The organism is Pseudoflavonifractor sp. (assembly GCF_050943825.1).
Classification (GTDB): Bacteria; Bacillota; Clostridia; order Oscillospirales; family Oscillospiraceae; genus Pseudoflavonifractor.
The window spans coordinates 1-25,172 of record NZ_JBMNPX010000029.1 but is presented as its reverse complement, the minus strand read 5'-3'; the positions used below and the strand labels follow the sequence as shown (position 1 = coordinate 25,172).

Sequence of the window (25,172 nt, the reverse complement as noted above, 5' to 3'; positions counted from 1 at the left end):
GTTCCCATCCCGAACACGGCAGTTAAGCTCACCTGCGCCGAAAATACTTGGCTGGAGACGGCCTGGGAAGATAGGTAACGCCAACACAAGCGTGAAGCGGCAGACTTATGTCTGCCGCTTCTTTTTTGTTTTTCGGCCGAGCAATGAAAAATTACCCCATGCAGTACCTACCGCAGAGGGGGCCATCCAAATCGCTATGGAAGAACTGCCCATTACCATACACGGCGCCCGGGTACTGGTCATCGGCTACGGACGTGTGGGACGTATAACCGCCCAGCGGTTCCAGGCACTGGGCGCACATGTCAGCGTAGCGGCCCGAAAATATGCAGATCTGGCCTGGGCGGAGAGTCTTGGGTTGGGCGTGGAACAGACAGGCCATCTTCTGGGGTGGTTGTGCGGCTATGACCTGATAATCAATACCGTGCCTGCCCGGGTGCTTGGGGAGGCGGAGCTGGGGGATCTGAAGCCGGACTGCCTGGTCATTGATTTGGCCTCAAAACCAGGAGGCGTGGATTTTGAGGCGGCTGCACGGCTGGGAATACGGGTTATCTGGGCCCTTTCGCTGCCGGGCAAGACAGCGCCGGTGACCGCAGGAGAGAGCATCAAAAATACCATTTACAATATGTTGAGCGAGTTAGGAGTGTGAGCATGGAAGACTGGAAGGTAGGCTTTGCCTTTTGCGGCTCCTTCTGTACATACGACAGCGCCATGGCCGCCCTGGAGGCCGTTCACCGGCGCTGGAAGGACGTGACACCCATTATCTCCGAGCGCAGTGCCGCCACAGATACACGTTTTGGCAGCGCCCACGACTTTATGCGGGAGATGCAGCGCATCTGCGACAAGCGGCCCATTGACTCCATCAAGGCAGCGGAGCCCATTGGGCCCAAGAAGCTGCTGGATGTACTGGTCATCTGCCCTTGTACCGGCAATACGCTGGCAAAGCTGGCGGCGGGGATAACCGACTCCTCGGTGACCATGGCCGCCAAGGCCCACCTGCGCAACGGGCGTCCGCTGGTGATTGCTGTGGCGACCAATGACGGCCTGGCAGGCAGCGCCAAGAACATCGGCGCCCTGATGGATAAGAAGCATGTGTACTTCGTGCCCTTCCGCCAGGACGACCCCACAGGCAAGCCCACCTCGCTGGTGGCGGACTTTACCCGTATCCCTGAGACCGTGGAGGCGGCTATGGCGGGCAGGCAGCTCCAGCCAGTGCTGCTGGGCGGCAGCTGAGTCTATATGAAAACGCAGACAGCCCGCGCCAGTACTGGCGCGGGCTGTTCATGCAAAGGAAGGAAAGAGGGATACATGAAATGAAGAAGACGCTGTCTCTCGCTGATTAATATCCTACGGCAGAATTGTAAACAAATAAAACAAAAAATATTACAAAAGAATTAAATCCCAAAAAGAATTGGAGCGCGCACCAATAGGTACGCGCTCCAAGTTGTTTAGTCCTGTAGAACTGTGGAAGCAATGGGAATTCCCTCCGGCGGAGTGTTTCCGTCAGCATCGGGGGTACTGGACGGTGAGGCTGACGGAGAGGCAGAGGGTGACTCCGAAGGCGACTGTGAGGGGGATGCCGAGGGTTCAGCGCTCTCAGACGGCGAAGGAGAGGGCGAGACAGATTCCGACGGCGAGGGGGAAGGTGTCACCGACTCCGACGGGGAAGGAGAGGGAGACGCGGACTCAGACGGGGAGGGAGAGGGCGTTACCGGGGTCAGATTCCGCAGGCCAGTGGCCGGGTCGATGCCCAGAGCGGCGGCGTCGGCCGGGTTGTAGAAGTAGTAGGCGTTGCGGACAGAGAAGGTGTCGGTGTGGATGACGGTGTCACTGATGACATTACCGTCAGCATCCCGCAGGCGCTGATGGACCTCAACCTTGCGTCCGGTGTAGCCGGTGCGGGTGGAGTCCTTCTGGGGCTGGCTGCCCTGGGGGACGGAGTCGCTGGGCTCGTAGTAGGTCTCGTAGGGGATGGTCTCCAGCAGGATATAATAGGGATCGCCGTAGATGCCGGTGGTGTTGGTACCGTAGATGGTCACGTTGCACCAGCGGCGGCCGCTGCTGTCCTTGGTGAGGGTGGCCTCAATCTTGATGGGGTAGTCGGTGTTGTTCTTGAACTTGAAGTCAAGCGTGTCGCTGTATACGGTGGCGTCCATGCCGGAGGGCAGATAGCCTACATCGTATTTGTGCTTGGTGCGTTCCACGGTCTCCAGATTCGCCTTGAGGGTGGTGTAGTAGATGGTGGAGGAGAGCTGGCAGATGCCGCCGGCCCAGGTGTCCTGAGTGGTGCCGCTCACATAAGCGCCAGCCTTCAGATAGCCGCCTGCCTGGGAGTAGGGGCCGCACAGCTCGTTATAGGAGAACACCTCGCCGGGCAGCAGGATGGTACCATTGACCCGCTCACAGGCGGTCTCCACGTTGTGCCAGCGGTTGGAGGGACCGGCGGTCTTGGTGCTGCTCTGGCCCAGCACGTCCTTGAACAGGCTGTTCTCCAGCTTCTCGGTGGTCATATCAGGCTCAGTCAAGGTGAGGGGTACCTCGCAGTCCTCTCCCTCCTCCGTGCGCTCCATCAGCGCCTGGGCGGTGGAGACGCCGAAGCTGACGCCGGTGACCGAGGGGACAATCTCACTGGTCTCCTTGTCCAGATAGGCGTCCACAGGCTCCTTGTAAACCTCACGATAGATGGCCTCAAAGTCCAGCTCCTCAGGGGGGGTGACATGGGGGGCAACTTCAATGGAGGTGCGGCCGGTGAGCAGGCTGTCGATCACCAGGTCCCGGAAGTCAGCGGCGTTGACGCTCAGACCGGAGACACCCTTGTGAATGATCAGGGCGGTATCCGTGACCTCATAGGTGCTCTCCGTGAGGCCGGAGTCCAGTGCCTTGGTCAGCTCGCCGGGCAGCTCGGTGAGCAGCTGCTCCAGCTTCTCAGAGGGCTGGGGCTGGGCCTCGATGGCGTAGCCGCTGCCGAAGGTGGCCTTCAGCCAGGCAATGCCGCCGCCCAGGAAGCCCTGCTCACGGCCGAGGGACCAGGCATCCGCCGCCAGGGCGGAGACGTCCAGCTGAAACAGGGGGGTATCCGAGGTGATCTCCCTGTCCAGCTCAGGGTATTCGCTGCTGGTGAGCTGGAAGGAGGTGGGGTACCAGCTTTCAGATTCTCTGCTGATGGTCTGGGCGGCCTGCTCCCGGGTCATGCCGGACAGATCCAGGGTGTGGTCAGTCACTGTCAGGGTGGTGTTGGGAAGAATATTCCCGGCGCTCACCCAGGCGCATAGACCCAGATAGGCGCCAATCAGGAGCACCAGAACTGCAATGACAACTATGATGGCAATTTTTGCGCCGCCGGGCTTTTGCTGCTTCGGCATGACGCGCTTGCCGTCCGCGCTGTTTTCCATGATAATCACTCCAATATCCCGCAGAATCTACGAAATCAGTATACATTATAGGGCCCCCAGGCTGGGAAAGCAATTACAGAACGGTTACACATTTCTGTCTCCGGCTTCAGAGCCGGGCGAGTGCCCGTGGTGGGGAGAGACACCGGGAGGGATCTTTGCCCCTCTTTACAAGAAAGTGCTTTCGTTGTATCATATCTCCATCCGCAATTATGGCGGCAAGCTGCCTGACTGAGGCGGAAGAGGGCCTTCTTTCCCGGTTATTGTACCATAGCTGCAAGCCATTTTGGCTTGCCTGCCGCAGAGCGGCCGCAAACAGCAAAGCTGTTTGTATTGCGGTTATTGTACCATATTTTCATGTGGTATAGCGGGTGAGAAGATAAATTTTAAAGATTTTAAATAAAAAATCAATCTATTTTTTCCACATATATGATATTATATGATCCAGCAGGACCGGCAGTCCAGTCAGCCGGATCGGGATATGGGAGGCGCTACGCATGGCGTACAGCTACAACAACAACAGCGGCGGCGGCAACAACGGGGACTTAATGTCCTGGATTGTGGTGGTGGCGGCGCTGGTGATATTCTGGCCGGTGGGCCTGGTGCTGCTGTTCATGAAGCTGACAGGCCGGTCCTTCGGTGGCAGACGGAACAACGGAGGCTCTTACGGCTCCAGCGCCACCGGACCCTACCGCCCCTCGGGCAGCCAGTCCTGGAGCCAGAGCTCCGGCTATAAGTACGAGTACCGCTACCAGGGTCAGACTCCTCCCCGCCAGGACGGGCAGAGTGCTCAGAATACCCAGAGCGCCCAGTACACCCAGTACACGCAGACCGCCAAGTCCTCCAAGGCCACCCAGCCGGGGATGCAGGGCGTCAGCGAACGGCCCAGAGACAAGAAGGGCCGCTTTATGCCCAAGCGCAGGCCCGTGGACCTGAACAAGGGCAAGGGCATGATGATCTGGGGCGCCATTCTGGCCATCTTCGGCGGCTTCATCTCCTTTGTGGAGTTCTTTGACACCATGGGTATGGGCTTTATCTACATGCTCCAGAGCATCGGTTTCCCTCTGGGGCTGCTGGGTGCGGGCCTGGTGCTGCTGGTGTGTGGTACTCAGAGGAACAAGAAGGCCAAGCGCTTCCGCAAGTATCTTGCCCTCATCGGCAAGCGGGAGAGCATCTCCATCGGCTCTCTGGCCCAGGCCATGCCTGTCTCCTACCACACCGCCTGTGACGACATTCAGGAGATGCTGGACGAGGGATACATCCCCACCGGCTACCTGGATATGGCCAGCGGCCGCCTGATTCTCTCTGACGAGGGCCTTCAGGAGGAGCCCGAGCCGGAGCCGGAGGAGGAGAAGCCTGCCCAGCCTGAGGATGACGACGCCATCCTCAGGGAGATCCGGCAGGTGAACGACGCCATCGAGGACCCGGAGATGAGCGAGAAGATCGACCGCATCGGGGAGATCACCGGAAAGATTCTGGATTACCAGCGCAAGAACCCCAACAAGAACAGCCAGCTGCGCAGCTTCCTGAGCTACTATCTGCCCACTACCCTGAAAATCCTGAAGGCCTACGCACAGATGGAGGCCCAGGGCATTGAGGGTGAGAACATCTCGGCCGCCAAGGAGCGGATTGAGGGCATGATGGATAAGGTAGTGGAGGGCTTTGAGAAGCAGCTCGACAAGCTCTTCCAGGATGACGCCATGGACATCACCACCGATGTAGAGGTGCTGGAGCGGATGCTGGACAAGGACGGCCTCTCCGGCAAGGGAGACGGCTTCCAGCTGGGTGTCTGACAGATGAAAATAAAAAAGCCCGTGAGACGGCATACAAGCCGCCTCACGGGCTTTTTTCTGCATGGGGGGAGGAGAACACGTCAGGGCAGTACCACGCCGTACTGGTCCATTACGTCGTGCAGCCCCTCCTCCACCTCCTGGCGGGAGAAATTGCCCTCCTCCAGTTCCTGGTCGGAGAGCAGGTTCAGGCGGTAATAGAAGTCCACCGCCACCTCGAGAAGGGAGGCGTCCTCCGTGTCCAGAGAGGCGAAAAGCAGGTCCTCCCCCTCGGCGATGCGTCCCTCACGCAGCAGAGCGTTAAGGGAGGCGTGGAGGCTGTCGGCAGCGGTCAGAGTCTCCTGGCTGCCGTGAGCCCGGTACTCCGCCGTATCTTTCTGGAACATAATTCTGGCAATGGCAAGGGTCATAGTCTCAATCTGGCGCATCATCCAGTCCTGGGTCAGCATTCGCAATCGGCTCCTCTCAGGTGAAATATCCCAAAATGGGGACTTTTATAAAACGCATGTTCGATTAACATAAGAAAGTTGTATTGACGATACAGCGCGGGAGTGGTAATATAAACAGGAACTAGAACACAAGTTCTATTCTGCGCAGAAGGACAGAACGAAAGGGGGATGAAAACGCGCTGGGAAAAAATCGGCGGGAGCAAACAAAAAGTCACTTGCTCTGACATGGTGGAGAAGAGGGCTTTGCTGTTCTGAAAAAGCCACGCCGGCTACGGGGTGCCGCCAACACATCGCCAGGAGGCGGCTTTCGAATCCACCAGACAAAAGAAAAACGGCAACTCTTGAAAGGGGCACCAGGAAAGGATGCCGCCGGAGGCGGCACCAAACCAAAGCCCAGCAGAGCGGGTTCGGTTTGGAGAGGAAGAGCAGCAGAATGAGCGCGCTCTGATTTTAATAAAAAATCAGAGCAAGCGATATGGCGCTTGCTCTGACGTGGTGGAGGAGGGTGGATTCGAACCACCGAAGCGAGACGCAACAGATTTACAGTCTGCCCCCTTTGGCCACTCGGGAACTCCTCCATATGAAGTTTTGGAGCTGGTGGACGGACTCGAACCCCCGACCTGCTGATTACAAATCAGCTGCTCTACCAACTGAGCTACACCAGCGTTTCAGCTCTCAGCTCGTCCACAACGTTGCTTATTATAGCAGGCGAATAGGGGGTTGTCAACAGGAAAAATAAAAAAATTCAAAAAAATTTGCAGGGCGTCAAAAGACGGCCGGAAACAGGAGAGGAAGCACGGGCGGGAGGATTTTTATCAACCCGCTGCGGGATATGCAGCGGGAACCGGCAGCGGCCTGGTGCCGGCGATGCCGGAACGAGATCTACGCCTGGGAGCTGGGAGAGGGCGAGAACCTGTGCCCCCAGTGCCGGGCGGAGAAAAAATGCGAGGAAATGGAGCAAAGCGGAGAGATTGATGACTTTACTGGAGATGTCAGTGGAATACCGGACTCAGGCAAGAGTCCTGCGGCGGAGAATTACCGAGCTGGAGCTGCGCCGCGCGGATGAGCCGGACGCAACGGAGCGTCTGGTTCTGGAGGACCGCATCAGAATTTTGGAGACAATGTGGCGGGAGGCCAGGGATCTGGCGGTCGTCACGGAACGATACTATGACAGGGGGTATTGGCGCAATGTCAAATACGCGATATAGAAGGGGCGGCTCCTATGCGGCGGACATGGCGGTGTACGCCAGGACCATGGCGGAGGACAACCGGGAGCAGCGTTCCCGGCTGCGGCAGAACCTGATCCGCGCCCTTCAGGAGGACGTGACCCCCCATCAGCGGCAGGCCCTGCTGCTCTACTACGCCGAGGGGCTCAACATGCGGGAGATAGGGGAGCGGCTTGGGGTGGACAAGTCCACCATCTCCCGTACCATCAAGCGCGGGGAGCGACGTCTGCGCCGCTGCCTGCGGTACGGGGCGGAGAGCCTGCTCAACGCCGAAGAGGAAAATTGAGTCTGAACAAAGTCATGGCCGCGCCCAAAGGCGCGGCCATGTTGTGTTTTTGGGCACCATAAAAAATTTACGTTCCCCTATTGACAGGGACTGTTATCTGTGTCTATACTGTATATGCTGAGTATACACAGTAAAACGAGGTGCACCGAATGGATATTATCATCAGCAATGCCGGCGGGGTGCCCATCTACGACCAGATTACCCGGCAGGTCAAGGGCCTGATTCTGCGGGGTGAGCTGAAGGAGGGGGAGGCCCTCCCCTCCATGCGGCTGCTGGCCAGGGAGCTGCGCATTTCCGTCATCACCACCAAACGAGCCTATGAAGAGCTGGAGCGTGAGGGCTTCATCACCACCGTGCCGGGAAAGGGGTGCTTTGTGGCGCCCCAGGACCCGGAGCTGGCCCGGGAGGAGACCCTCCGCCGGGTGGAGGAACATCTGACCCGGGCTGTGGAGGCCGCCAAATCGGGCGGCGTCACCCTGGAGGAGATGACCGATACCCTCAACATCCTGTATGGAGACGAATAATATGGAAAACGCCATTGAAATCCGCCATCTCACCAAAGATTACGGCAGCTTCAAGCTCCGCGACGTGACCTTCGACGTGCCCATGGGCACGGTTGTGGGCCTCATCGGCGAGAACGGCGCCGGAAAATCCACCACCATCAAATGTATCCTCAACCTCATCCGCCGGGACGGCGGGGAGATTGTGCTCCTGGGCCGGGACAACATCACCGGCGAGCGGGAGGCCAAGGAGGAGATCGGGGTGGTGCTGGACGAGTCCACCTTCCACGACACCCTGCGTGCCGGCGACGTGGGGAAAATCCTCCGCAAGGTTTACAAGAACTGGGACCAGCGGTTTTTTGAAAGCCTGCTGAAGAAGTTCGACCTGCCGGAGAAAAAGACGGTGAAGGACTACTCCCGGGGCATGAAGATGAAGCTGTCCATCGCCGCGGCGCTGTCGGCCCGTCCCAGGCTGCTCATTCTGGACGAGGCCACCGGCGGCCTGGACCCGGTGGTGCGGGACGAGATTCTGGACCAGTTCCTGGACTTTGTCCAGGACGAGAACCACGCCATCCTCATCTCCAGCCACATCACCACCGATCTGGAGAAGGCGGCGGACTACGTGGTCTACCTCCACAAGGGCCGGGTGGCCCTCCAGGGGGCCAAGGATGAGCTGCTGGAGGAGTACGGCCGCCTGGTGTGCGGCAGAGCCGACCTGGACAAGGTGGACCGGGCCTTCCTGGTGGGCGTGCGGGAGAGCCAGTTCAGCTGTGAGGCCCTGGTACGGGACCGGGAGAAGTTTGTCCGGCTCTACCCGGAACTGACTGTGGACCGGGTGACCCTGGACGAGATCATGGTCTTTACCGCGAAGGGGGATGTAGCGTCATGATGGGAATGGTTTATAAGGATTTTCTGGTCCAGCGCAAGCAGCTGGGATATTACATCGCGTTTTTTATCATGTATACAGTACTGGCTGTAATGGAAATCATGCCTACGGCCATCATGTACACAATGACCGTGCTCATCGGCATGCTGGTGCCCATGTCCACCTTTGCCTATGACGACCTGGCCCGGTGGAACAAGTACGCCGTCGCCACTCCTGCCGGACGTCGCGGCGTTGTGGCGGGCAAGTATGTCTTTACCCTGCTCTCTGTGCTGCTGGCGGCGGCCTTCTCCGCTGTGCTGGTGGTGGCCGTACTCACGCTGAAGCCGGAGCTGGGCGCTCTGGATGAGATGCTCATCGGGCTGCTGATCTGCACGCTGCTGCCCATCCTCATTGACGCCGTGATTCTCCCTGTGTTCATCAAGTTCGGCTCTGAGAAGAGCCGCCTGATCAGCATCCTGATTTTCGTGGCGGTATTCGGCAGCATCATGCTGATAGGCCAGCTGGCCGAGTCGCTGGAGAACATTGTAATCCCCGAGTGGTTCTTCCTGGCGCTGCCCGGTCTGCTGGTTCTGCTGGCCATCGGAGGCTATATCATCTCCTACTTCATCGCCCGTGGGATTTTTGAGAAGAAGGAGCTGTAAGCCCCTTTGCCCCTTGCGCGCCGCCCTTGCTCTGTGGTAAACTGAAGGAAGAAAAAGGGAAGGAGCGTGGGGACCATGACCGCACATGAAGCCATTCAGGAGCTGCTGAAAATCCAGCAGTATTGCACCCCCCGTTCTCTCGCCGCCGTGGATTACGCCATCCGGGCCATCCAGGAGAAACAGGAGCGGGAGAACGAGGAGAAGAAGTGAGCCCCCAGTCCTGCAAAAAAAGACCGCCTCATCCGTGATGAGGCGGTCTTTTTTTGCAGAATGGATTAGGCGGTCTGGCGCTTCTTCATGAAGAACAGGAAGCACAGCATCAGCACAATGCCCACAGGCAGGGCGATGATACCCGGAATGCCGTTGGCGGCCAGCAGGCCGGCCAGCAGGTAGGAGATGCCGGCTATGGCCGCGCAGGAGATGGCGTAGGGCAGCTGCGTTGACACATGGTTGACATGGTCGCACTGGGCGCCGGCGGAGGCCATGATGGTGGTGTCGGAGATGGGGGAGCAGTGGTCGCCGCAGACGGCGCCGGCCATGCAGGCGGAGATACAAATGATGGCCAGGGGATCGTCCATGGAGAACACGTTCTGCACAATGGGGATCAGAATGCCGAAGGTGCCCCAGCTGGTGCCGGTGGCAAAGGCCAGCAGACAGCCGATGACGAACACGATGACAGGCAGGAACATCTGCAGGTGCTCGGCGCTGCGGACAAAGTCACGGACAAAGTACTTGGCGCCCAGGGAGTCGGTCATGCCCTTCAGGCTCCAGGCGAAGGTGAGGATGAGAATGGCGGGAACCATGGCCTTGAAGCCCTCGGGGATACTGGCCATCATGTCCTTGAAGGACATGGCCCGGCGGGCGGCATAGTAGACCAAGGTGAAGAGCAGGCCGAAGGCGGAACCCAGCATCAGGCCCACGGAGGCGTCAGAGTTGGAGAAGGCCTCCACAAAGTTGGCGCCGGAGAAGAAGCCGCCGGAGTAGATCATGCCGATGACGCAGCACGCCACCAGCACCAGAATGGGCAGCACCAGGTCAATGACCCTGCCCTTGGTCTCGTCGATGTCCTCGTCCAGCATGGCGTAGGGGTTGGAGCCGGAGAACAGGTCGCCCTTCTCGATGGCGTTCTTCTCAAACTTGGCCATGGGGCCGAAGTCTACCTTTATAAACACCAGACCCAGCATCATCACAATGGTGAACAGGGCGTAGAAGTTGTAGGGAATGGCGCGGATGAACAGGTTCAGGCCCTGTCCCTCCTCGGCAAAGCTGGCCACGGCGGCGGCCCAGGAGGAGATGGGGGCGATGATGCAGATGGGGGCGGCGGTGGAGTCGATGATGTAGGCCAGCTTGGCCCGGGAGACCTGGTGCTTGTCCGTGATGGGCCGCATGACCGAGCCCACGGTGAGGCAGTTGAAGTAGTCGTCGATGAAGATGAGACAGCCCAGGACAATGGAGGCCAGCTGGGCGCCCGCGCGGGTTTTGATGTTCTTCTGGGCCCAGCGGCCGAAGGCGGCGGAGGCGCCGGCCTTGTTCATCAGGGCCACCATGGCGCCCAGAATCACCAGGAAGATGAGGATGCCCACATTGTAGCTGTCGGACAGGACGGACACGATGCCGTCGCTGAACACGTGGTTCAGGGTACCCTCAAAGGAGAAGTTGGAGTAGAGCAATCCGCCCACCACAATACCGATGAACAGGGAGGAGTAGACCTCCTTGGTAATCAGGGCCAGCGCGATGGCGATGACGGGGGGCAGCAGGGACAGAATGGTGTTGAAGTAGTTGCTGGGTGACTGGACATAGCCTGTGCCGCCGCAGGTCTCGCAGGTGACGGCCTCGCCCGCATCGCTGAGGACGACGCCCATGGTGCCGCAGTCAGTACACTCAATCATCTTGGTGCCGGTCTCGTCGGTGGGGTCACCGGCGGCGAAGGCGGTGGTCGTCAGGGCAAAGAGCAGCATCAGCAGCAGAGCCGCCCGGGCGAGCCAGGTTCTTCTTGTTCTCATGTTTTTCCCTCCCAAATAGTTTCCGGGGCACACACGCCCCATGTGGCGCCAAACAAAAAAGCCATGAACGCTTACAGAAGCGCCCATGGCAAAACCAGGGGTCCCCCAACGGTGAAAGCGGGGGACCTCAGGATAGCGCTCCACATGCTGTGACAGTCCGCACGGTATTCCCGTACGGCCCAGGAAGCCGCGCCCAGGCAGGCGAAGCAACCTTCGGCGGTGCGCCCTCTCCCCACGGGACGGCTGCCTGGCCTTGTCCCGGGGTACGCATGCGTACCGCGCCTCTATCCTCTTTATTAAAGAAGCGTAAGTATCCTATCATGGGTTCCAGAGAATGTCAAGGCTGAATCCGCCTTTTTCCGCCGGAAGGCTTTGTGCGATATGCCGATTTTTAAAATACGTCTTTACATCATCGATTTATCATGGTAGTATACTAAAGCAAGAAGGCGAAACACCGGCGCCTGACAGAAGGAGGATATATCATGAAGCTGAAAAAATGGCTGGCCCTTGCTCTGGCGCTGGCGACCGCAACCACTCTGACCGCCTGCTCCAATTCCACCGGCGGCGATACCGGTACACCGTCCGGTTCCCCTGCTCCCTCCGGCTCTCAGGCTGCGGTGGAGAGCGATACACAGTATGTAAAGAACAAGGGCACTCTGGTGGTGGGCATCACCTACTTTGAGCCCATGGACTACAAGGCCGAGGGCAGCGACGAGTGGATTGGCTTTGATGCCGACATGGCCAAGGCCTTTGCCGAGAGCCTGGGCGTAGAGGTGGAGTTCAGCGAGATCACCTGGGATTATAAGGTGGAGGAGCTGGAGTCCAAGGCCATCGACGTGGTCTGGAACGGCATGACCCTCACTGACGAGGTCACCTCCTCCATGGCCACCTCCAACCCCTACTGCACCAACTATCAGGTGCTGGTCTATCCCGCCGACAAGGCCGCTGACTTTGAGAACCTGACCTCTCTGGAGGGCCTGAGCGTGGCCGTGGAGTCCGGCTCCGCCGGTGAGGATGCGGCTGAGGCCCTGGGTGCCTCCACCGTGCCCGTCCAGTCCCAGGCCAACACCCTGATGGAGGTGTCTGCCGGCACCTCTGACGCCGCCGTCATCGACGTGCTCATGGCCGCTGCCATGATCGGCGAGGGCACCAGCTACGCCGACCTGGCCTACAGCGTGAACCTGAACGAGGCCCAGGGTCTGGCCGCCGAGGAGTACGGCGTGGGCTTCCGCAAGGGCTCCGACCTGGTGGACGCGTTCAATGAGTTCTGGGCCGCCGCCGAGGCCGACGGTACCGCCCTGGAGACCGCCACCACCTACGGCCTTGAGGATGCTGTTATCCTTGACTGAATGAGTGAACCTTATTTATAATGGCAAAGGCAGAGGGCGCGCTCCGCTCTCTGCCTTTGCCCGGCTTTTCCCCAGTACAACCCATCTCCATACAGAGAGGACGATACCATGTTCTGGACCACCCCTGAATTCCCCGTTGTGGTAAAAGCCCTGAACGAGGGCTTCCTGGTGACCCTTCAGCTCTTCTTTGTCACCATCATCGGCGCTGTGCCCCTGGGACTTATCATCTCCTTCGGCTCCATGAGCCGCTGGGCGCCTCTGCGGCGGCCCGTCCACTGGGCACTGGCCCGGAAGGGCAAGAAGCCCGGCCGTGTGGCAAAGCTGCTCTCTGCCTTCCGGCCCATCAGCCTTATCTGCCGTCTGGTGGTGTGGGCCATCCGGGGAACCCCGCTGATTCTCCAGATCATCGCCCTCTTCTATGTCCCCGGCATGCTGGACCTGTTCACCTGGGGCGGAGGTGAGAGCTCCCGCTTCGCCGCGGTGGCCGTGGCCTTTATCATCAACTACGCCTGCTATTTCTCCGAAATCTACCGTGGCGGCATCCAGAGCGTGCCGGTGGGCCAGCAGGAGGCGGGCCAGGTGCTGGGCATGACCAGAACCCAGATTTTCTTCCGGGTCACCCTGCTCCAGATGATCAAGCGCATCGTGCCCCCCATGTCCAACGAGATCATCACCCTGGTGAAGGACACCTCCCTGGCCCGTGCCATCTCCCTGAAAGAGGTCATCTGGGTGGCGGAGTCCTTCATGAAGGGCAATCAGGGCATCTCCGGCCTGCTGTGGCCGCTGTTCTTTGTGGCTGTGTATTACCTTGTGTTCAGCGGCGTGGTGACGCTGCTGCTGGGCCGGCTGGAGAAGAAGCTGGCCTATTTCCAGTGAGAGGAGGGGACCAAAATGGCAATTCTGGAAGTACATAATATTGAAAAACACTTTGGCCCCACCCGGGTGCTGGAGGACATCAGCTTTGAGCTGGAGAAGGGCCAGGCCCTGGCCATCATCGGTTCCTCGGGCAGCGGCAAGACCACTCTGCTGCGGTGCCTGAACTTTCTGGAGACCCCGGACAAGGGGCGCATCGTGGTGGGCGGCGAGACCCTCTTTGACGCGGAAGGGCAGAACAGCCGTAAGGAGCAGGACATCCGCCGCAAGCGGCTCCACTTCGGGCTGGTGTTTCAGTCCTTCAACCTGTTCCCCCAGTATACGGCCCTCCAGAACGTGACCCTGGCCAGCCAGCTGCTGGCCAAGGAACGGCCCGACTTCAAGCAGAACAAGAAGCAGATTTTCGCCCAGATTGAGGAGGAGGGCCGGGAGCTGCTGGAGCGGATGGGCCTGGCCAACCGGGCCGGACACTATCCCAGCCAGCTCTCGGGCGGCCAGCAGCAGCGTGTGGCCATCGCCCGTGCCCTGGCTCTCAAGCCGGACATCCTCTGCTTTGACGAGCCCACCTCCGCTCTGGACCCGGAGCTGACCGGCGAGGTGCTCAAGGTCATCCGTGGTCTGGCCGACCAGCACACCACCATGATCATCGTCACCCACGAGATGGCATTTGCCCGGGATGTGGCGGATCAGGTGATGTTTATGGATCGGGGCCTCATCGTGGAGCAGGGGCCTGCCCGTCAGGTCATCGAGAATCCGCAGGAGGAGCGGACCAAGCAGTTTTTGGCCCGTTATCACTGAGAAGATTAAAAAAGCGGCGCTCTCCCATGGGGAGAGCGCCGCTTTTTTATGACTTTGATTAGAAATCTGCGTTGCCAACGGTTCTGGGATGGGGCAGGCCCCACCCGGCCGGGGGCCGTGCGGGGACCCCGTTTCACTGTATCTGCTCGGGCGGAGTGAATCCGCCCGGCATCAAGGTTTTGGGCCGATGGCCCAAAACGCTTGTACGGCGCAGAGCGCCGCCCCATCAAAGATGGGGCCCCGACATCCCGCCCCCCGCAGGGGGGGAGAACACCGGGGCCATGTTTGTTTGATTAGAAATCCGCGTTGCCCACAGTGCGGGGGTGAGGCAGGACGTCACGGATGTTGCCGATACCGGTGAGGTACATGACCATCCGCTCGAAGCCCAGGCCGAAGCCGGCGTGCTTGCAGCCGCCGTAGCGCCGCAGGTCCAGATACCACCAGTAGTCCTCGGGGTTCATGCCCAGCTCCTTGATGCGGGCCTCCAGCACGTCCAGCCGCTCCTCACGCTGGGAGCCGCCGATGATCTCGCCGATGCCGGGCACCAGGCAGTCGGCAGCGGCCACGGTCTTGCCGTCGTCATTGAGGCGCATGTAGAAGGCCTTGATCTCACGGGGATAGTCGGTGACAAAGACGGGCTTCTTGAAGATCTGCTCGGTGAGGTAGCGCTCGTGCTCGGTCTGCAGGTCGCAGCCCCACTCCACCTTGTAGTCGAACTTGTCGTTGTTCTGCTTGAGCAGCTCCACCGCCTCGGTGTAGGTCACCCGGCCGAAGTCGGAGGAGGCCACGTGCTCCAGCCGCTCCTTCAGGCCCTTGTCCACGAAGGAGTTGAAGAAGTTCATCTCGTCGGGGCACTTTTCCATCACGGTATTGATGATGTGCTTGATCATGGCCTCGGCCACGTCCATGTCGCCGGCCAGATCGCAGAAGGCCATCTCGGGCTCGATCATCCAGAACTCGGCGGCGTGGCGGGTGGTGTTGGACTTCTCAGCCCGGAAGGTGGGGCCGAAGGTGTACACATTGCCGAAGGCCATGGCGAAGTTCTCGGCGTTGAGCTGGCCGGACACGGTCAGGTTGGCGCTCTTGCCGAAGAAGTCCTGGCTGTAATCCACGGTGCCGTCGTCCTTCTTGGGCAGATTCTCCATGTCCAGGGTGGTGACCCGGAACATCTCGCCCGCGCCCTCACAGTCGCTGGCGGTGATGATGGGGGTGTGGACGTACACAAAGCCCCGGTCCTGGAAGAAGGTGTGGATGGCGTGAGCCGCCACGCTCCGAACCCGGAAGGCGGCGGAGAACAGGTTGGTGCGGGGCCGCAGGTGGGCGATGGTGCGCAGGTACTCCACGCTGTGGCGCTTCTTCTGCAGGGGGTAGTCGGGGGTGGAGGGGCCCTCCACAGCGATGGTGTCGGCCTTCACCTCAAGGGGCTGCTTGGCCTCGGGGGTGAGAACCACGGTGCCGGTGACGATAAGGGCGGCGCCCACGTTCTGGCCGGCAATCTCTTTGTAATTGCCCAGCACGTTGGCGTCCATGACGATCTGAAGGTTACGGAAGCAGGAGCCGTCGTTGAGCTCGATGAAGCCGAAGGTCTTCATGTCCCGGATGGTGCGGGCCCAGCCGCAGACGGTGACCGTCTGCCCGCCGAACTGCTCCTGGTCGGCGAAAATCTGAGAAATGGTCGTGCGTTCCAAAGCGAATCCTCCTCGATTCTTTGCAGTTGCCATTAAGTATAGCCTTTTTCCACCGAATTTGCAACCACTCCGGGCAGATTGGCGGAGAAAAAAGCCGCCCCAGACGGGAAAGTCCGGGACGGCCTGCACTCAGATTGGATTGGGGCGGGTTATACGCCGTGAAATGGCCCAGACCGCCCAGGCGGCCAGGCATCCCAGCGCCGGGGCCACGCACCACCAGCCCGCCAGGAACCACGCCATGGCGTACCACTCGGCGGAGGCCACAAACCACAGTCCGGGGAGGACCAGCAGGACGGCGGGCAGGAGAATACGCCACTTTAGCTTGGCCGTCCGGCACAGGAGCAGCTCCAGGAAGAACATAGGGATGAAGTGGGCGTACAGTAGCAGAAGCTGGTGCCATGTGGGGATGTCCAGCGGGAGGTCCCAGAAGGCCGTAACCAGCACCACAGCGTAGGCGGCGAAGGTAATCAGGGTGAGGGCGAGCAGGACAGCGTTTCCTTTTCCGTTGATGCGTACCATAACAACACCTCATTTCTAAAGCTGTTCAGTACATGGGGATGAAGAAGAGCCAGGGGGCGGTGACCACGGCCATGGTCAGGGCGATGATGTGCTTTTCTCTGGGGGTGAGCAGGTCGCACCTGCCCATGGCTTTTTTATCAAAGAAGTAGATGCACACGCCCGCCAGAGCCACGCCAACCAAGGTCCAGAGGAAGGCAGCGGGGTGGGCGAAGGGGTTGTGCATGATATGCCCTACTGTGTCATCCCAGACAGAGCCGAAGGGGAGGTAGAGCAGGAAGCCCAGGAACATCCACGCCACGCCCACCGCGTCGGCGGCGAAGCCCAGCAGCCAGAACCTCCACCACAGCTTTCTCATCACGCCGCCCTTACCCTGGTGCTTCAGGGCCAGCAGGGTGAGGAAGAGCACCAGACAGTCGATGATGAGATTGCCGGGGATGATGACGGCCCAGAGCTGAGGAAAGAGAAAGACCATCCAGATGGGGAGGATGATGTTGTAGAGCCTGTGTTCCCGTTTCATTTTGCCTGCCGCCTCCCTTTCAGCATGCGCAGCAGCGCGCCGATGGCGTTGCCCAGCAGCACGGAGCACAGGGCGATGGGGATCATCACCCCGTCAGCCACGTTGGAGACCAGCCTGGCCAGCAGGACGAAGCAGAGGGTCAGCAGGGCGCACATCACGGGGTACAGGGGGCAGAAGCCCTGCCGCCGGCCCAGAAACAACCCGGAGAAGAAGCCGCCTACCGGCAATATGAGCATGGCGTAGATGGCGGTGAAGATGGGCGTGGGGGAGTCCAGGGTGAGCCGCACCGCCATGGGAATCACCAGGCACATGAGGGCGGCGAAGGGGAGATAGGGCAGGCTTTCACGCCATTTCAGGGGAGAGGGGCCGGGGGAGAGCCCCAGCTTCTGCCGGATGGCGGCTATCTCCACATACCACCCCACCCAGCGGCCCAGCCAGATGAGCAGGTAGACCGCCGCCAGCAGCCCCAGATAGAGGACAACGGGCCAGAACTCTCCCCAGTTCCATCCGCACAGTACCACCAGCAGCGTGAGTGCGGCGGCAGTGGCGGCGAAGTGGGCCAGGGAGCGGAGCACCAGGGTGGCGCCGTCGTCGGCAAAGGGCAGGGTGGACACTCCCACCACCGCCCCCATCAGGAAGTAGAGCCCCAGCTGAATGGCAAAGGCCAGGGGGGCGGAGCCGGTCAGATACGCCAGGTCATAGCTCACCAGCCGGAAGTGGGTGCGGCTGGAGAGAAGGCCGCCGCTCACCAGGTCGTTGAAGATGCCGCCCAGGGGGATAAGGACGGCAATGCCCACCAGTCCGCCCAGGAGAATGCGGATCATCCACTGTTTCTGTCTGTCCGTCATAGTGATTCCCTCCTTTCACAGTCCAAGGGCTTCCTTTATCTTTTTTACGTACCGGCGGGACACGTAGCACACCGTGTCCCCCGCCAGGGTCATCTTGATGGTGCCCGTCAGGGTCAGGTCCAGGGCGGTGACCTTGTTCAGGTTGACAATCTCCGACTGAGAGATGCGCACAAAGGTGTGCCGGTCCAGCCGGGCCTCCAGCTCGTAGAGCCGCTCCTTCAGGTCAAACACCCCGTTGGCTGTCTGGGCCCTGACCCCCTTGTCCTCACCGTAGCACCGGAGCAGGGCCTCCGGCGGGATGGGGAAGGCGGAGCCGTCCCGCCAGCCGATGAGCCGGTCCCCGCTCTCCAGCCGGGCGGCCAGGGCTTTAATCTCGTCGGTGAGGGCGGGGGCCGTGATGGTCACCGAGGGTGCGCCGCAGCCCGGCTCTATACGTATCGTTACCTTCATGGGTCCTCCCCCTTTCCACCCTAACTATAACCAAAAAGAGACCGTCTGTCCATGCCATCGGGACAGACGGTCTCTCTGCCGGAATATTCGGTTGCGGATGGCTCAGGGAGCGCCCTCTTCCCCCACCGTGTAGGTCCAGGAACCGTCCTCCGCCATCTGGGCGGTACAGTCGGAAAAGGCATAGCTCTCTGTGCCCGAGCGCCACTTCCGTGCCTCAAAGCCGGTCTCCGCGTCCCCCGTGATGGAGAAGAGACAGCCGTCCTCCCAGGCGCAGAGGTTGGGGTCCTCCTCACCGCCCTCTGTCATAGGGGTGAGATAGCCCTCCTGCCAGAGCACCTCCAGAGGTACCTCCATAGGGGGCGACAGGCGGCAGTCCTCGCCAAAGCGCCAGGCCAGGCCCGCTTTCTCACCCGGGGTCAGGTCGGTCAGGCCGGACAGGTCCACAGCCAGCTGCTTGGCGCCCTCGTTCAGACCGGGCTCTGCCGCCCACAGGTCGTTGAGCACCTGGAGGTAGAGGCCGCAGCGGTCGTCCACGCTGCTTCCGTCCCCATCCAGGGCGTAGACATCGCAAATGCCTGCGGGGCAGCTATACTGAAGCATCCCGCTGAAAGTGATGGTAATTTTCATGCCGTCTGCCAGATCATCCGGCGTGGCCGGGTGTCCGTCTATGGTGACGGGGCCATCATCCGCACCCAGGCGGTAGATGCCGCTGCCCCCATCCAGGTCGGCCATCATCAGGGCACCCGTCTCCGCACCGTCCACAATGCGCACGGTCAAGGTGGACTGCTTTCGTGCGCAGGCGGTCAGGACCAGCAGCCCGGTCATGGTCAGCGCCAGGAGCCGAATTTTCATTGTACTTCCTCCTCCTTCCAGGTTTGGTTCTGTTTTTCAGACGTTTTTTTGGAGAAAAAGTTCCGTTTGTCCCTTGACAGGGGAGAGAAAAGATGTATAATAAGCACATGATTATAAAACAAACTTTTGCTTAGGAGGCGAGGCCATGACCCAGCGGGAACGACAGATTCTCAAGTGGATTGAGGAGAACCCCCTCATCTCCCAGCAGGAGCTGGCGGAGAAGGCGGGCATCACCCGCTCCTCGGCGGCGGTGCACATCTCCAACCTGATGAAGCAGGGGCACATTGCCGGCCGGGGGTACATCGTCCGCACCGCACCCTACGCGGTGGTGGTGGGCGGCGTGAACATGGACATCGGCGGCCGTCCGTCCCACAAGCTGGTGCCTGCCGACTCCAATCCGGGCGCGGTGCGCATGAGCCTGGGGGGCGTGGGGCGGAACATCGCCCACAATATGAGCCTGCTGGGCATGGATGTGCGGCTTCTCACCGCCTTTGGAGACGATATGAACGCCCAGCGCATTGCGGCCAGCTGCGGCGAGCTGGGCATTGACGTGAGCCAGTGCCTGACCGTGCCCGGCGGCGCCACCTCCACCTATCTCTTCATCACCGACGAGCGGGGGGACATGGCCCTGGCGGTGAGCGACATGGAGATTTACCGGCATGTGACCCCGGCGTTCCTGTCCAGCCGGTCCCGGCTGCTCCAGAACGCCCAGCTCATCGTGGTGGACACCAACATTCCCGCCGAGTCCATCGCCTGGCTGGCGGAGAACGTGCGGCTGCCTATTTTTGCCGACCCGGTGTCCACCGCCAAGGCGGAAAAGCTCCGGCCGGTGCTGGGCAAGCTCCACACCCTCAAGCCCAACCGGCTGGAGGCCGAGCTGCTCTCCGGCGTGACCATTACCGACGAGAAGAGCCTCAACGCGGCGGCGGACGCCCTGCTGGCTACCGGCCTGCGCCGGGTGTTCATCAGCCTGGGGGGGGACGGCGTGCTGGCCGCCGACCACAACGGCCGCTGTCATGTGCCCTGCTGTCCCGGCGAGATGGTCAACACCACCGGCTGCGGCGATGCAGGTATGGCGGCCATCGCCTGGGCCTACCTGGAGGGCACCGGCCTGGAGGGTACCGCCCGTGCCGCCATGGCGGCGGGCGCCATCGCCATGGAGAGCGCCGAGACCATCAACCCCGCTATGAGTGCCCGCCTGCTGAAGGAGCGCATGGGGGAATAAGCCCCGCGGGTAAAATCAAGAGAAAATCCACTACAAATTGTAATATGCATAAAATATTATTCTGGAGGTAATTAAAAATGAGCCTGAACAAGTATCTGGACATCGCCCCTGAAGTCGCCGAGGCCATTGCCGCCGGTAAGCCCGTGGTGGCCCTGGAGTCCACCATCATCTCCCACGGCATGCCCTATCCTCAGAACGTGGAGACCGCTCTCAACGTGGAGCAGATCATCCGTGAGAACGGCGCTGTGCCCGCCACCATCGCCGTCATCGGCGGCCGCCTGAAGGCCGGCTGCACCAAGGAAGAGATCGAGTACCTGGGCAAGAAGGGCCTGAACGTCACCAAGGCCAGCCGCCGCGACCTGCCCGTGCTGGTGGCCCGTGGTGAGGACGGTGCCACCACCGTCACCACCACCATGATCATCGCCCACATGGCGGGAATCAAGGTCTTCGCCACCGGCGGCATCGGCGGCGTCCACCGCGGCGCCGAGACCACCATGGACATCTCCGCCGACCTGGAGGAGCTGGCCCAGACCCCTGTGATGGTGGTGTGCGCCGGCGCCAAGTCCATCCTGGACCTGGGCCTGACTCTGGAGTATCTGGAGACCCACGGCGTGCCCGTCATCGGCTTCGGCACCAAGGAGCTGCCCGCCTTCTACACCCGCAAGAGCGGCTTCGGCGTGGACTACGAGATTGACACCCCCGAGGAGCTGGCCGCTGCCTTCCATGTCCAGGGCGAGCTGGGCTACAAGGGCGGCATGCTGGTGACCAACCCCATCCCCGAGGAGTACTCCATGGACGCTGACGTCATCAACAAGGCCATCGACGACGCGGTGGAGGAGGCCAAGGCCCAGGGCATCCACGGCAAGGCCACCACTCCCTTCCTGCTGGCCAAGATCAAGGACCTGACCGGCGGCAGCTCCCTGGACTCCAACATCCAGCTGGTGTACAACAACGCCCGTCTGGCCGCCAAGACCGCCGCTGCCCTCAGCGCCCTGAAGTAAGCGCGGTATTTCAGAATAAGTACAGCGCCCCGGATGTTCCGGGGCGCTGTTTTTTCGTTCTATCAAAAAAATTATTTCCCAGTATACAACTGGGGATTGACAGTGCGGGACCGGCATGCTATCATTTAGTTAGCCAAAACTAATTATTAGAAAGATAGAACTTCCGAAAGGGGGAAAAACCTATGACAGCACTGCTCTGGGCCGCCGGAGGCACCGGTTTTACCTTTTTGATGACCAGCCTTGGCGCAGCCATGGTGTTTTTGTTCCGCAAACAGGTCAATGCCCTGGCCCAGCGGATTTTCCTGGGCTTTGCGGCCGGCGTGATGATTGCCGCCTCGGTCTGGTCCCTGCTCATTCCCGCCATTGAGGAGGCGGAGGCGGCCGGTATGATCGGCTGGATTCCGGCGGCGGGAGGCTTTGTTCTGGGTGTGGCGCTGATGATCGCTATGGACGGTCTGCTGCCCCATCTCCACCCCGGCGCCCGTGAGCCGGAGGGCGTGAAGGCGCCTCTGAAGCGCACCACCCTGCTGGTCTTCGCGGTGACCCTACATAACATCCCCGAGGGCATGGCGGTGGGCCTGTCCTTTGCTCTGGCGGCCCAGCACGGCAACGACCCGGCCCTCTACGCCGCCGCCATGGCTCTGGCCATCGGCATCGGCATCCAGAACTTCCCCGAGGGCGCGGCCATCTCCCTGCCTCTGCGGCAGGAGGGCATGAGCCCGGTGAAATCCTTCCTGTGCGGCAGCCTGTCCGGCTTTGTGGAGCCGGTATTCGGCATCCTCACCGTGCTGCTGGCGGGGCAGATTGCCCCGCTCATGCCCTGGCTGCTCTCCTTTGCGGCGGGCGCCATGATCTACGTGGTGGTGGAGGAGCTGATTCCCGAGGCCCATCTGGGGGAGCACTCCAACGTGGGCACCCTGGGGGTTATGGGCGGATTCCTCATCATGATGATTCTGGACGTGGCCCTGGGATAAAAGCAAAACAGCGGCGGAAACTTCTGTTTCCGCCGCTGTTTTTGTGATTACAGCTTTTTTCTGGCCGCCAGGAAGCCGAAGACCGTGCCGCAGGCGCCGCCTACCAGATGCATGAAGTTGGCCACGTTGTCCTGGACAAAGAGGATGGAGTACACCTCCTGGCCCAGGTAGAGCACGGCCGCCAGAATCAGGGTGACGGGGATGGAACCTGCCCTCATGCCCGCCAGGGAGGAGAGCATGATGAGCATGAATACGATGCCGCTGGCCCCCAGCAGGGCCACGCCGGGGAAGAAGAGGCACTGGAGCAGGCCGGACACGGCGGCGGTGAGGACAATGCCCACCAGCAGGGTGCTGCTGCCGTATTTCTCCTCCAGGGGCGGACCCACCACCAGCAGCAGAAGCATGTTGCCCAGGAAGTGGTCCCACCCCGCGTGTCCCAGCACGTGGCCCAGCAGGCGCACGAAGAACAGGGGGGAGATGGGGGAGCGGTAGACAGAGAAGAGATAGAGGTTGGTCCACCCGCCGGTCAGGCGGTCCAGTACCAGCGCCGCCAGGGAGAGAAAGAAAAACGTGAGGATCACCGGGGAATTGTACTGAATCCGTTTCATCCGTATCACCTCAGAAGTGAAATAAGCGCGTTAGGGCTTGCAGTTGCCGCAGGGGGAATAGCCCTCCTCCACGGCCTCCTCCCGGCTGGAGAACATGACCTGGTTCTGCTCGGCGGGCAGGTTGGGGCAGTCCTCCCGGTGGAACACCTTGGAGTTCAGGTTGCCGATGTAGGTCTCCTGGGCAGCGGCGCTCTGGCTGGGCTGGGGCGTGGTCTCGCTGTCACGGCCGGGGGTGGGGGCGACGTCCTTCCCGGTGGTGAAGGTGACGGTGGTGCCGTCGCTCACCGCCACGATGGTACCCTGCTCATCGGTGCGGTATACGGTGGTACCGGCATCCCGCAGCCGGCTGAGTACATCGTCGTTGGGGTGGCCGTAGTCGTTATTTTCCCCAACAGAGATGACCGCATACTCAGGCATGACTTCCCGCAGGAAAGAGTAGCTGGAGGAAGTGTCGCTGCCGTGGTGGCCCACCTTGAGGACAGTGGCGGACAGGTTTGCGCCCTGGTCCAGCAGGTCCTTCTCCGCCTTGGTCTCCATGTCGCCGGTGAAGAGGAAGGAGGTCTCACCAAAATCAACCCGCAGCACAATGGAGGTGTTGTTGGTCTCGCTGTACTCGGCCACAGGGCCCAGAATGGTCACCTGAGCCTCGCCCAGGGCGAAGGTGTCGCCGGGCACAGGGATTTCCGGCTCCAGCCCCTGGGCCTCAGTGTACTTGACAAAGTCCTTGAAGGCCTTGGAGTCGTACTCGGTGACAGGGGAGAGGACGTGGCTGGCGGTGCAGGTGTTCAGGGGGCCGGACAGACCGCCCACATGGTCCTCGTGGGCGTGGGTGCAGACCACATAGTCCAGCTGGTCAATGCCCTGCTGCTCCAGATAGGAGACCACCAGGCTGCTGTCGGCCACGTTGCCGCCGTCGATGAGCATGGTATCATCTCCGCACACCAGCAGGGCGGAGTCGGCCTGACCCACGTCGATGAAGTGGACGGCCAGGGTGGAACCGTCGGACACGGGCGCAGGGCTGGAGGAAGGGGGCGAGGAGAGCAGGTCGCAGCCCGTCAGGGAGACGAGCAGGCAGAGCAGGGCGAGCAGGGGGGCAATACGTCGTTTCATGTGAGCTCCTTTTCCACGTTGGTATACATAATGTGCATGCACCAGTATAAACCAAAGCGGCGAAAAAGGGAAGAGGCCCGTGGATAAGCGGAGAAAAGCAGTTTTCCGGGAAAGAGAAATAAAAGGGGACGGCGGTACATATCCTTTAAAAAGAAAAGGGGGTATCAGCCATGCCGCGACTGTCCGGAAAGCTCCTGACCGCATTCGTCATTGTCACCCTGGCGGGGGCCTGTCTCCACTTCTTCTACGATTTTGTCCCCAATCCTGTTGTGGCCCTCATCGCGCCGGTCAACGAGAGCATATGGGAGCACCTGAAAATCATGTACTGGCCCTTTTTGGCGGGGGCGCTGGTCCTGTGCCGCGGGAACGGGCGGGAGTGCCTGGGGCCCTGGCTTCTGGCGCTGTTGGTCATCTGCGCAGCCATGCTGGCGGCGGGGTATCTCTACCATGTGACAGCGGGCGGCGAGTCCCTGGCATTTGATATCGGCCTGTATGTTCTGCTGATGGGAGCGGGCTTCCTTCTGGCTGCGGTCTTCAACCGCCCTGCCGTCCGGCAGCGGACCGACCTGCTTTTGCTGCTCACCATTGCCCTGAGCGGAGCCATGGTGATCTTTACCTTCCTGCCCCCCGACCATGTGCTCTTTGCCGACCTGTCCGGCGTCAATACCTGGCAGGTTATCCCCTACTGAGCGGAGGAAAAAAACAGAAGAACCCCCTTTACAAATCGGAAAATCCTTGCTATAATAATTGAGCGCCTTGGTTAAGGTGCTTGTGCGCGCCCGTAGCGCAATTGGATAGAGCGTCAGATTCCGGTTCTGAAGGCTGGGGGTTCGAGTCCCTTCGGGCGTACCAATAACAGGCTTTCCGCGACAGCGGGGAGCCTGTTTTTGTTTTAGTTGAAGCCGTGGCGGCCAATCGGGCGTCGCGCGTGGCGCTCGCCCTCTTGGGAAGGGACTCCTCGGTCGTGGACGTGCCACCGGCACGTCCCCTCGTTCGGACTTCGGGCGTACCAATAACAGGCTTTCCGCGACAGCGGGGAGCCTGTTTTTGTTTTGGTCGAAGCCGCGGCGGCCAATCGGGCGTCGCGCGTGGCGCTCGCCCTCTTGGGAAGGGACTCCTCGGTCGTGGACGTGCCACCGGCACGTCCCCTCGTTCGGACTTCGGGCGTACCAATAACAGGCTTTCCGCGACAG

At 60.8% G+C, this 25,172-nt stretch carries 27 protein-coding genes, 3 tRNA genes, 1 rRNA gene and 1 riboswitch; of the genes, 18 read left to right on the top strand and 13 right to left on the bottom strand.

Annotated features, from left to right (window positions below; all coding sequences use genetic code 11):
- The 3 genes from rrf to ACOX7T_RS14460 form a co-directional block, all read left to right on the top strand.
- Positions 1–86, top strand: a 5S ribosomal RNA gene (rrf, locus tag ACOX7T_RS14470); the annotation flags it as partial.
- 110 nt (positions 87–196) lie between these two features.
- Complete coding sequence (locus ACOX7T_RS14465) at positions 197–646, top strand: NAD(P)-dependent oxidoreductase (protein ID WP_433444028.1); 450 nt, start codon at positions 197–199, stop codon at positions 644–646.
- A 2-nt stretch (positions 647–648) separates the two neighbouring features.
- The gene (locus ACOX7T_RS14460; RefSeq protein ID WP_433444026.1) at positions 649–1,230 is read left to right on the top strand and encodes a dipicolinate synthase subunit B; all 582 of its coding nucleotides are present in this window, start codon (positions 649–651) and stop codon (positions 1,228–1,230) included.
- 215 nt (positions 1,231–1,445) lie between these two features.
- On the opposite strand, the gene ACOX7T_RS14455 is transcribed toward ACOX7T_RS14460, so the two are convergent.
- Positions 1,446–3,389 carry a VanW family protein gene (locus tag ACOX7T_RS14455; RefSeq protein ID WP_433444024.1) on the bottom strand — a complete coding sequence of 648 codons (1,944 nt, stop codon included), beginning with the start codon at positions 3,387–3,389 and terminating at the stop codon, positions 1,446–1,448.
- A gap of 494 nt (positions 3,390–3,883) precedes the next feature.
- Between ACOX7T_RS14455 and ACOX7T_RS14450 the strand changes: the two genes are divergently transcribed.
- The gene (locus tag ACOX7T_RS14450; protein ID WP_433444022.1) at positions 3,884–5,179 is read left to right on the top strand and encodes a 5-bromo-4-chloroindolyl phosphate hydrolysis family protein; all 1,296 of its coding nucleotides are present in this window, start codon (positions 3,884–3,886) and stop codon (positions 5,177–5,179) included.
- 80 nt (positions 5,180–5,259) lie between these two features.
- Here the strand turns inward: ACOX7T_RS14450 and ACOX7T_RS14445 are convergent, their stop codons facing one another.
- The 3 genes from ACOX7T_RS14445 to ACOX7T_RS14435 all read right to left on the bottom strand — a co-directional run bounded on the left by ACOX7T_RS14445 (position 5,260) and on the right by ACOX7T_RS14435 (position 6,290).
- Positions 5,260–5,625, bottom strand: coding sequence for a DUF6483 family protein (locus ACOX7T_RS14445; protein WP_433444020.1), 366 nt, complete (start codon positions 5,623–5,625; stop codon positions 5,260–5,262).
- A gap of 493 nt (positions 5,626–6,118) precedes the next feature.
- A tRNA-Tyr gene (locus tag ACOX7T_RS14440) sits at positions 6,119–6,203 on the bottom strand.
- Positions 6,204–6,214: 11 nt separating this feature from the next.
- A tRNA-Thr gene (locus ACOX7T_RS14435) sits at positions 6,215–6,290 on the bottom strand.
- Between the two features lie 309 nt (positions 6,291–6,599).
- On the opposite strand from ACOX7T_RS14435, the gene ACOX7T_RS14430 reads away from it, so the two are divergent.
- From ACOX7T_RS14430 to ACOX7T_RS14405, 6 genes are all read left to right on the top strand, one after another.
- The gene (locus ACOX7T_RS14430; protein ID WP_433444018.1) at positions 6,600–6,833 is read left to right on the top strand and encodes a hypothetical protein; all 234 of its coding nucleotides are present in this window, start codon (positions 6,600–6,602) and stop codon (positions 6,831–6,833) included.
- Positions 6,814–7,137, top strand: a complete 324-nt coding sequence (locus tag ACOX7T_RS14425; protein ID WP_433444016.1) for a sigma-70 family RNA polymerase sigma factor — start codon at positions 6,814–6,816, stop codon at positions 7,135–7,137. Before ACOX7T_RS14430 ends, ACOX7T_RS14425 begins: the two co-directional genes overlap by 20 nt.
- Before the next feature lie 149 nt (positions 7,138–7,286).
- Positions 7,287–7,661 carry a GntR family transcriptional regulator gene (locus tag ACOX7T_RS14420; protein WP_433444014.1) on the top strand — a complete coding sequence of 125 codons (375 nt, stop codon included), beginning with the start codon at positions 7,287–7,289 and terminating at the stop codon, positions 7,659–7,661.
- Between the two features lies 1 nt (position 7,662).
- Entirely contained in the window at positions 7,663–8,526 is an 864-nt protein-coding gene (locus ACOX7T_RS14415) for an ABC transporter ATP-binding protein (protein WP_433444012.1), read from the top strand.
- Complete coding sequence (locus ACOX7T_RS14410; protein WP_433444010.1) at positions 8,523–9,164, top strand: ABC-2 transporter permease; 642 nt, start codon at positions 8,523–8,525, stop codon at positions 9,162–9,164. The genes ACOX7T_RS14415 and ACOX7T_RS14410 overlap by 4 nt, the downstream gene beginning before the upstream one ends.
- A gap of 75 nt (positions 9,165–9,239) precedes the next feature.
- Positions 9,240–9,374: a hypothetical protein gene (locus tag ACOX7T_RS14405; protein ID WP_433444008.1), complete on the top strand. Its 135-nt coding sequence runs from the start codon at positions 9,240–9,242 to the stop codon at positions 9,372–9,374.
- A gap of 65 nt (positions 9,375–9,439) precedes the next feature.
- On the opposite strand, the gene ACOX7T_RS14400 is transcribed toward ACOX7T_RS14405, so the two are convergent.
- Positions 9,440–11,167, bottom strand: a complete 1,728-nt coding sequence (locus ACOX7T_RS14400; RefSeq protein WP_433444006.1) for a Na+/H+ antiporter NhaC family protein — start codon at positions 11,165–11,167, stop codon at positions 9,440–9,442.
- Between the two features lie 125 nt (positions 11,168–11,292).
- A riboswitch (Lysine riboswitch) is annotated at positions 11,293–11,462 on the bottom strand.
- A 187-nt stretch (positions 11,463–11,649) separates the two neighbouring features.
- On the opposite strand from ACOX7T_RS14400, the gene ACOX7T_RS14395 reads away from it, so the two are divergent.
- The 3 genes from ACOX7T_RS14395 to ACOX7T_RS14385 all read left to right on the top strand — a co-directional run bounded on the left by ACOX7T_RS14395 (position 11,650) and on the right by ACOX7T_RS14385 (position 14,187).
- Positions 11,650–12,516: a transporter substrate-binding domain-containing protein gene (locus ACOX7T_RS14395; RefSeq protein ID WP_433444004.1), complete on the top strand. Its 867-nt coding sequence runs from the start codon at positions 11,650–11,652 to the stop codon at positions 12,514–12,516.
- Between the two features lie 108 nt (positions 12,517–12,624).
- Positions 12,625–13,392 (top strand): amino acid ABC transporter permease, encoded by a 768-nt coding sequence (locus ACOX7T_RS14390; RefSeq protein WP_433444002.1) that lies wholly within the window; start codon positions 12,625–12,627, stop codon positions 13,390–13,392.
- A gap of 15 nt (positions 13,393–13,407) precedes the next feature.
- Positions 13,408–14,187: an amino acid ABC transporter ATP-binding protein gene (locus ACOX7T_RS14385; RefSeq protein ID WP_433444000.1), complete on the top strand. Its 780-nt coding sequence runs from the start codon at positions 13,408–13,410 to the stop codon at positions 14,185–14,187.
- A gap of 293 nt (positions 14,188–14,480) precedes the next feature.
- On the opposite strand, the gene asnS is transcribed toward ACOX7T_RS14385, so the two are convergent.
- The 6 genes from asnS to ACOX7T_RS14355 form a co-directional block, all read right to left on the bottom strand.
- Positions 14,481–15,875 carry an asparagine--tRNA ligase gene (gene asnS, locus ACOX7T_RS14380; protein ID WP_433443998.1) on the bottom strand — a complete coding sequence of 465 codons (1,395 nt, stop codon included), beginning with the start codon at positions 15,873–15,875 and terminating at the stop codon, positions 14,481–14,483.
- A gap of 129 nt (positions 15,876–16,004) precedes the next feature.
- Positions 16,005–16,394: a hypothetical protein gene (locus ACOX7T_RS14375; RefSeq protein ID WP_294551994.1), complete on the bottom strand. Its 390-nt coding sequence runs from the start codon at positions 16,392–16,394 to the stop codon at positions 16,005–16,007.
- 25 nt (positions 16,395–16,419) lie between these two features.
- Complete coding sequence (locus ACOX7T_RS14370) at positions 16,420–16,911, bottom strand: hypothetical protein (protein WP_433443995.1); 492 nt, start codon at positions 16,909–16,911, stop codon at positions 16,420–16,422.
- The gene (locus ACOX7T_RS14365; protein ID WP_433443993.1) at positions 16,908–17,759 is read right to left on the bottom strand and encodes a DUF3021 family protein; all 852 of its coding nucleotides are present in this window, start codon (positions 17,757–17,759) and stop codon (positions 16,908–16,910) included. The genes ACOX7T_RS14370 and ACOX7T_RS14365 overlap by 4 nt, the downstream gene beginning before the upstream one ends.
- A 15-nt stretch (positions 17,760–17,774) precedes the next feature.
- Positions 17,775–18,209 (bottom strand): LytTR family DNA-binding domain-containing protein, encoded by a 435-nt coding sequence (locus tag ACOX7T_RS14360; RefSeq protein WP_433443991.1) that lies wholly within the window; start codon positions 18,207–18,209, stop codon positions 17,775–17,777.
- Between the two features lie 102 nt (positions 18,210–18,311).
- The gene (locus ACOX7T_RS14355) at positions 18,312–19,061 is read right to left on the bottom strand and encodes a hypothetical protein (protein WP_433443989.1); all 750 of its coding nucleotides are present in this window, start codon (positions 19,059–19,061) and stop codon (positions 18,312–18,314) included.
- A gap of 145 nt (positions 19,062–19,206) precedes the next feature.
- Here ACOX7T_RS14355 and ACOX7T_RS14350 point away from each other — a divergent pair, with 145 nt between their 5' ends.
- From ACOX7T_RS14350 to ACOX7T_RS14340, 3 genes are all read left to right on the top strand, one after another.
- A complete protein-coding gene (locus ACOX7T_RS14350) occupies positions 19,207–20,286 on the top strand; it encodes a PfkB family carbohydrate kinase (protein WP_433443987.1) in 1,080 nt (359 codons plus the stop codon).
- A gap of 77 nt (positions 20,287–20,363) precedes the next feature.
- Positions 20,364–21,287, top strand: a complete 924-nt coding sequence (locus ACOX7T_RS14345) for a pseudouridine-5'-phosphate glycosidase (RefSeq protein ID WP_433443985.1) — start codon at positions 20,364–20,366, stop codon at positions 21,285–21,287.
- 182 nt (positions 21,288–21,469) lie between these two features.
- Positions 21,470–22,261: a ZIP family metal transporter gene (locus ACOX7T_RS14340; protein WP_006570785.1), complete on the top strand. Its 792-nt coding sequence runs from the start codon at positions 21,470–21,472 to the stop codon at positions 22,259–22,261.
- Positions 22,262–22,308: 47 nt separating this feature from the next.
- Here ACOX7T_RS14340 and ACOX7T_RS14335 read toward each other — a convergent pair whose 3' ends face one another.
- Positions 22,309–22,869 carry a rhomboid family intramembrane serine protease gene (locus ACOX7T_RS14335; protein ID WP_433443982.1) on the bottom strand — a complete coding sequence of 187 codons (561 nt, stop codon included), beginning with the start codon at positions 22,867–22,869 and terminating at the stop codon, positions 22,309–22,311.
- A 30-nt stretch (positions 22,870–22,899) separates the two neighbouring features.
- The gene (locus ACOX7T_RS14330; RefSeq protein ID WP_433443980.1) at positions 22,900–23,979 is read right to left on the bottom strand and encodes a ComEC/Rec2 family competence protein; all 1,080 of its coding nucleotides are present in this window, start codon (positions 23,977–23,979) and stop codon (positions 22,900–22,902) included.
- Between the two features lie 170 nt (positions 23,980–24,149).
- On the opposite strand from ACOX7T_RS14330, the gene ACOX7T_RS14325 reads away from it, so the two are divergent.
- Both ACOX7T_RS14325 and ACOX7T_RS14320 read left to right on the top strand, forming a co-directional pair.
- Positions 24,150–24,668 (top strand): DUF6512 family protein, encoded by a 519-nt coding sequence (locus ACOX7T_RS14325; protein ID WP_433443978.1) that lies wholly within the window; start codon positions 24,150–24,152, stop codon positions 24,666–24,668.
- 86 nt (positions 24,669–24,754) lie between these two features.
- Positions 24,755–24,831: transfer RNA gene (locus ACOX7T_RS14320), tRNA-Arg, on the top strand.
- Positions 24,832–25,172: the final 341 nt, after the last annotated feature.

Coding starts and splice junctions, on each gene's coding strand:
- ACOX7T_RS14465 (WP_433444028.1), top strand. CDS start 197: ATGGAAGAACTGCCCATTACCATACACGGCGCCCGGGTACTGGTCATC.
- ACOX7T_RS14460 (WP_433444026.1), top strand. CDS start 649: ATGGAAGACTGGAAGGTAGGCTTTGCCTTTTGCGGCTCCTTCTGTACA.
- ACOX7T_RS14455 (WP_433444024.1), bottom strand. CDS start 3,389: ATGGAAAACAGCGCGGACGGCAAGCGCGTCATGCCGAAGCAGCAAAAG.
- ACOX7T_RS14450 (WP_433444022.1), top strand. CDS start 3,884: ATGGCGTACAGCTACAACAACAACAGCGGCGGCGGCAACAACGGGGAC.
- ACOX7T_RS14445 (WP_433444020.1), bottom strand. CDS start 5,625: ATGCTGACCCAGGACTGGATGATGCGCCAGATTGAGACTATGACCCTT.
- ACOX7T_RS14430 (WP_433444018.1), top strand. CDS start 6,600: ATGACTTTACTGGAGATGTCAGTGGAATACCGGACTCAGGCAAGAGTC.
- ACOX7T_RS14425 (WP_433444016.1), top strand. CDS start 6,814: ATGTCAAATACGCGATATAGAAGGGGCGGCTCCTATGCGGCGGACATG.
- ACOX7T_RS14420 (WP_433444014.1), top strand. CDS start 7,287: ATGGATATTATCATCAGCAATGCCGGCGGGGTGCCCATCTACGACCAG.
- ACOX7T_RS14415 (WP_433444012.1), top strand. CDS start 7,663: ATGGAAAACGCCATTGAAATCCGCCATCTCACCAAAGATTACGGCAGC.
- ACOX7T_RS14410 (WP_433444010.1), top strand. CDS start 8,523: ATGATGGGAATGGTTTATAAGGATTTTCTGGTCCAGCGCAAGCAGCTG.
- ACOX7T_RS14405 (WP_433444008.1), top strand. CDS start 9,240: ATGACCGCACATGAAGCCATTCAGGAGCTGCTGAAAATCCAGCAGTAT.
- ACOX7T_RS14400 (WP_433444006.1), bottom strand. CDS start 11,167: ATGAGAACAAGAAGAACCTGGCTCGCCCGGGCGGCTCTGCTGCTGATG.
- ACOX7T_RS14395 (WP_433444004.1), top strand. CDS start 11,650: ATGAAGCTGAAAAAATGGCTGGCCCTTGCTCTGGCGCTGGCGACCGCA.
- ACOX7T_RS14390 (WP_433444002.1), top strand. CDS start 12,625: ATGTTCTGGACCACCCCTGAATTCCCCGTTGTGGTAAAAGCCCTGAAC.
- ACOX7T_RS14385 (WP_433444000.1), top strand. CDS start 13,408: ATGGCAATTCTGGAAGTACATAATATTGAAAAACACTTTGGCCCCACC.
- ACOX7T_RS14375 (WP_294551994.1), bottom strand. CDS start 16,394: ATGGTACGCATCAACGGAAAAGGAAACGCTGTCCTGCTCGCCCTCACC.
- ACOX7T_RS14370 (WP_433443995.1), bottom strand. CDS start 16,911: ATGAAACGGGAACACAGGCTCTACAACATCATCCTCCCCATCTGGATG.
- ACOX7T_RS14365 (WP_433443993.1), bottom strand. CDS start 17,759: ATGACGGACAGACAGAAACAGTGGATGATCCGCATTCTCCTGGGCGGA.
- ACOX7T_RS14360 (WP_433443991.1), bottom strand. CDS start 18,209: ATGAAGGTAACGATACGTATAGAGCCGGGCTGCGGCGCACCCTCGGTG.
- ACOX7T_RS14355 (WP_433443989.1), bottom strand. CDS start 19,061: ATGAAAATTCGGCTCCTGGCGCTGACCATGACCGGGCTGCTGGTCCTG.
- ACOX7T_RS14350 (WP_433443987.1), top strand. CDS start 19,207: ATGACCCAGCGGGAACGACAGATTCTCAAGTGGATTGAGGAGAACCCC.
- ACOX7T_RS14345 (WP_433443985.1), top strand. CDS start 20,364: ATGAGCCTGAACAAGTATCTGGACATCGCCCCTGAAGTCGCCGAGGCC.
- ACOX7T_RS14340 (WP_006570785.1), top strand. CDS start 21,470: ATGACAGCACTGCTCTGGGCCGCCGGAGGCACCGGTTTTACCTTTTTG.
- ACOX7T_RS14335 (WP_433443982.1), bottom strand. CDS start 22,869: ATGAAACGGATTCAGTACAATTCCCCGGTGATCCTCACGTTTTTCTTT.
- ACOX7T_RS14330 (WP_433443980.1), bottom strand. CDS start 23,979: ATGAAACGACGTATTGCCCCCCTGCTCGCCCTGCTCTGCCTGCTCGTC.
- ACOX7T_RS14325 (WP_433443978.1), top strand. CDS start 24,150: ATGCCGCGACTGTCCGGAAAGCTCCTGACCGCATTCGTCATTGTCACC.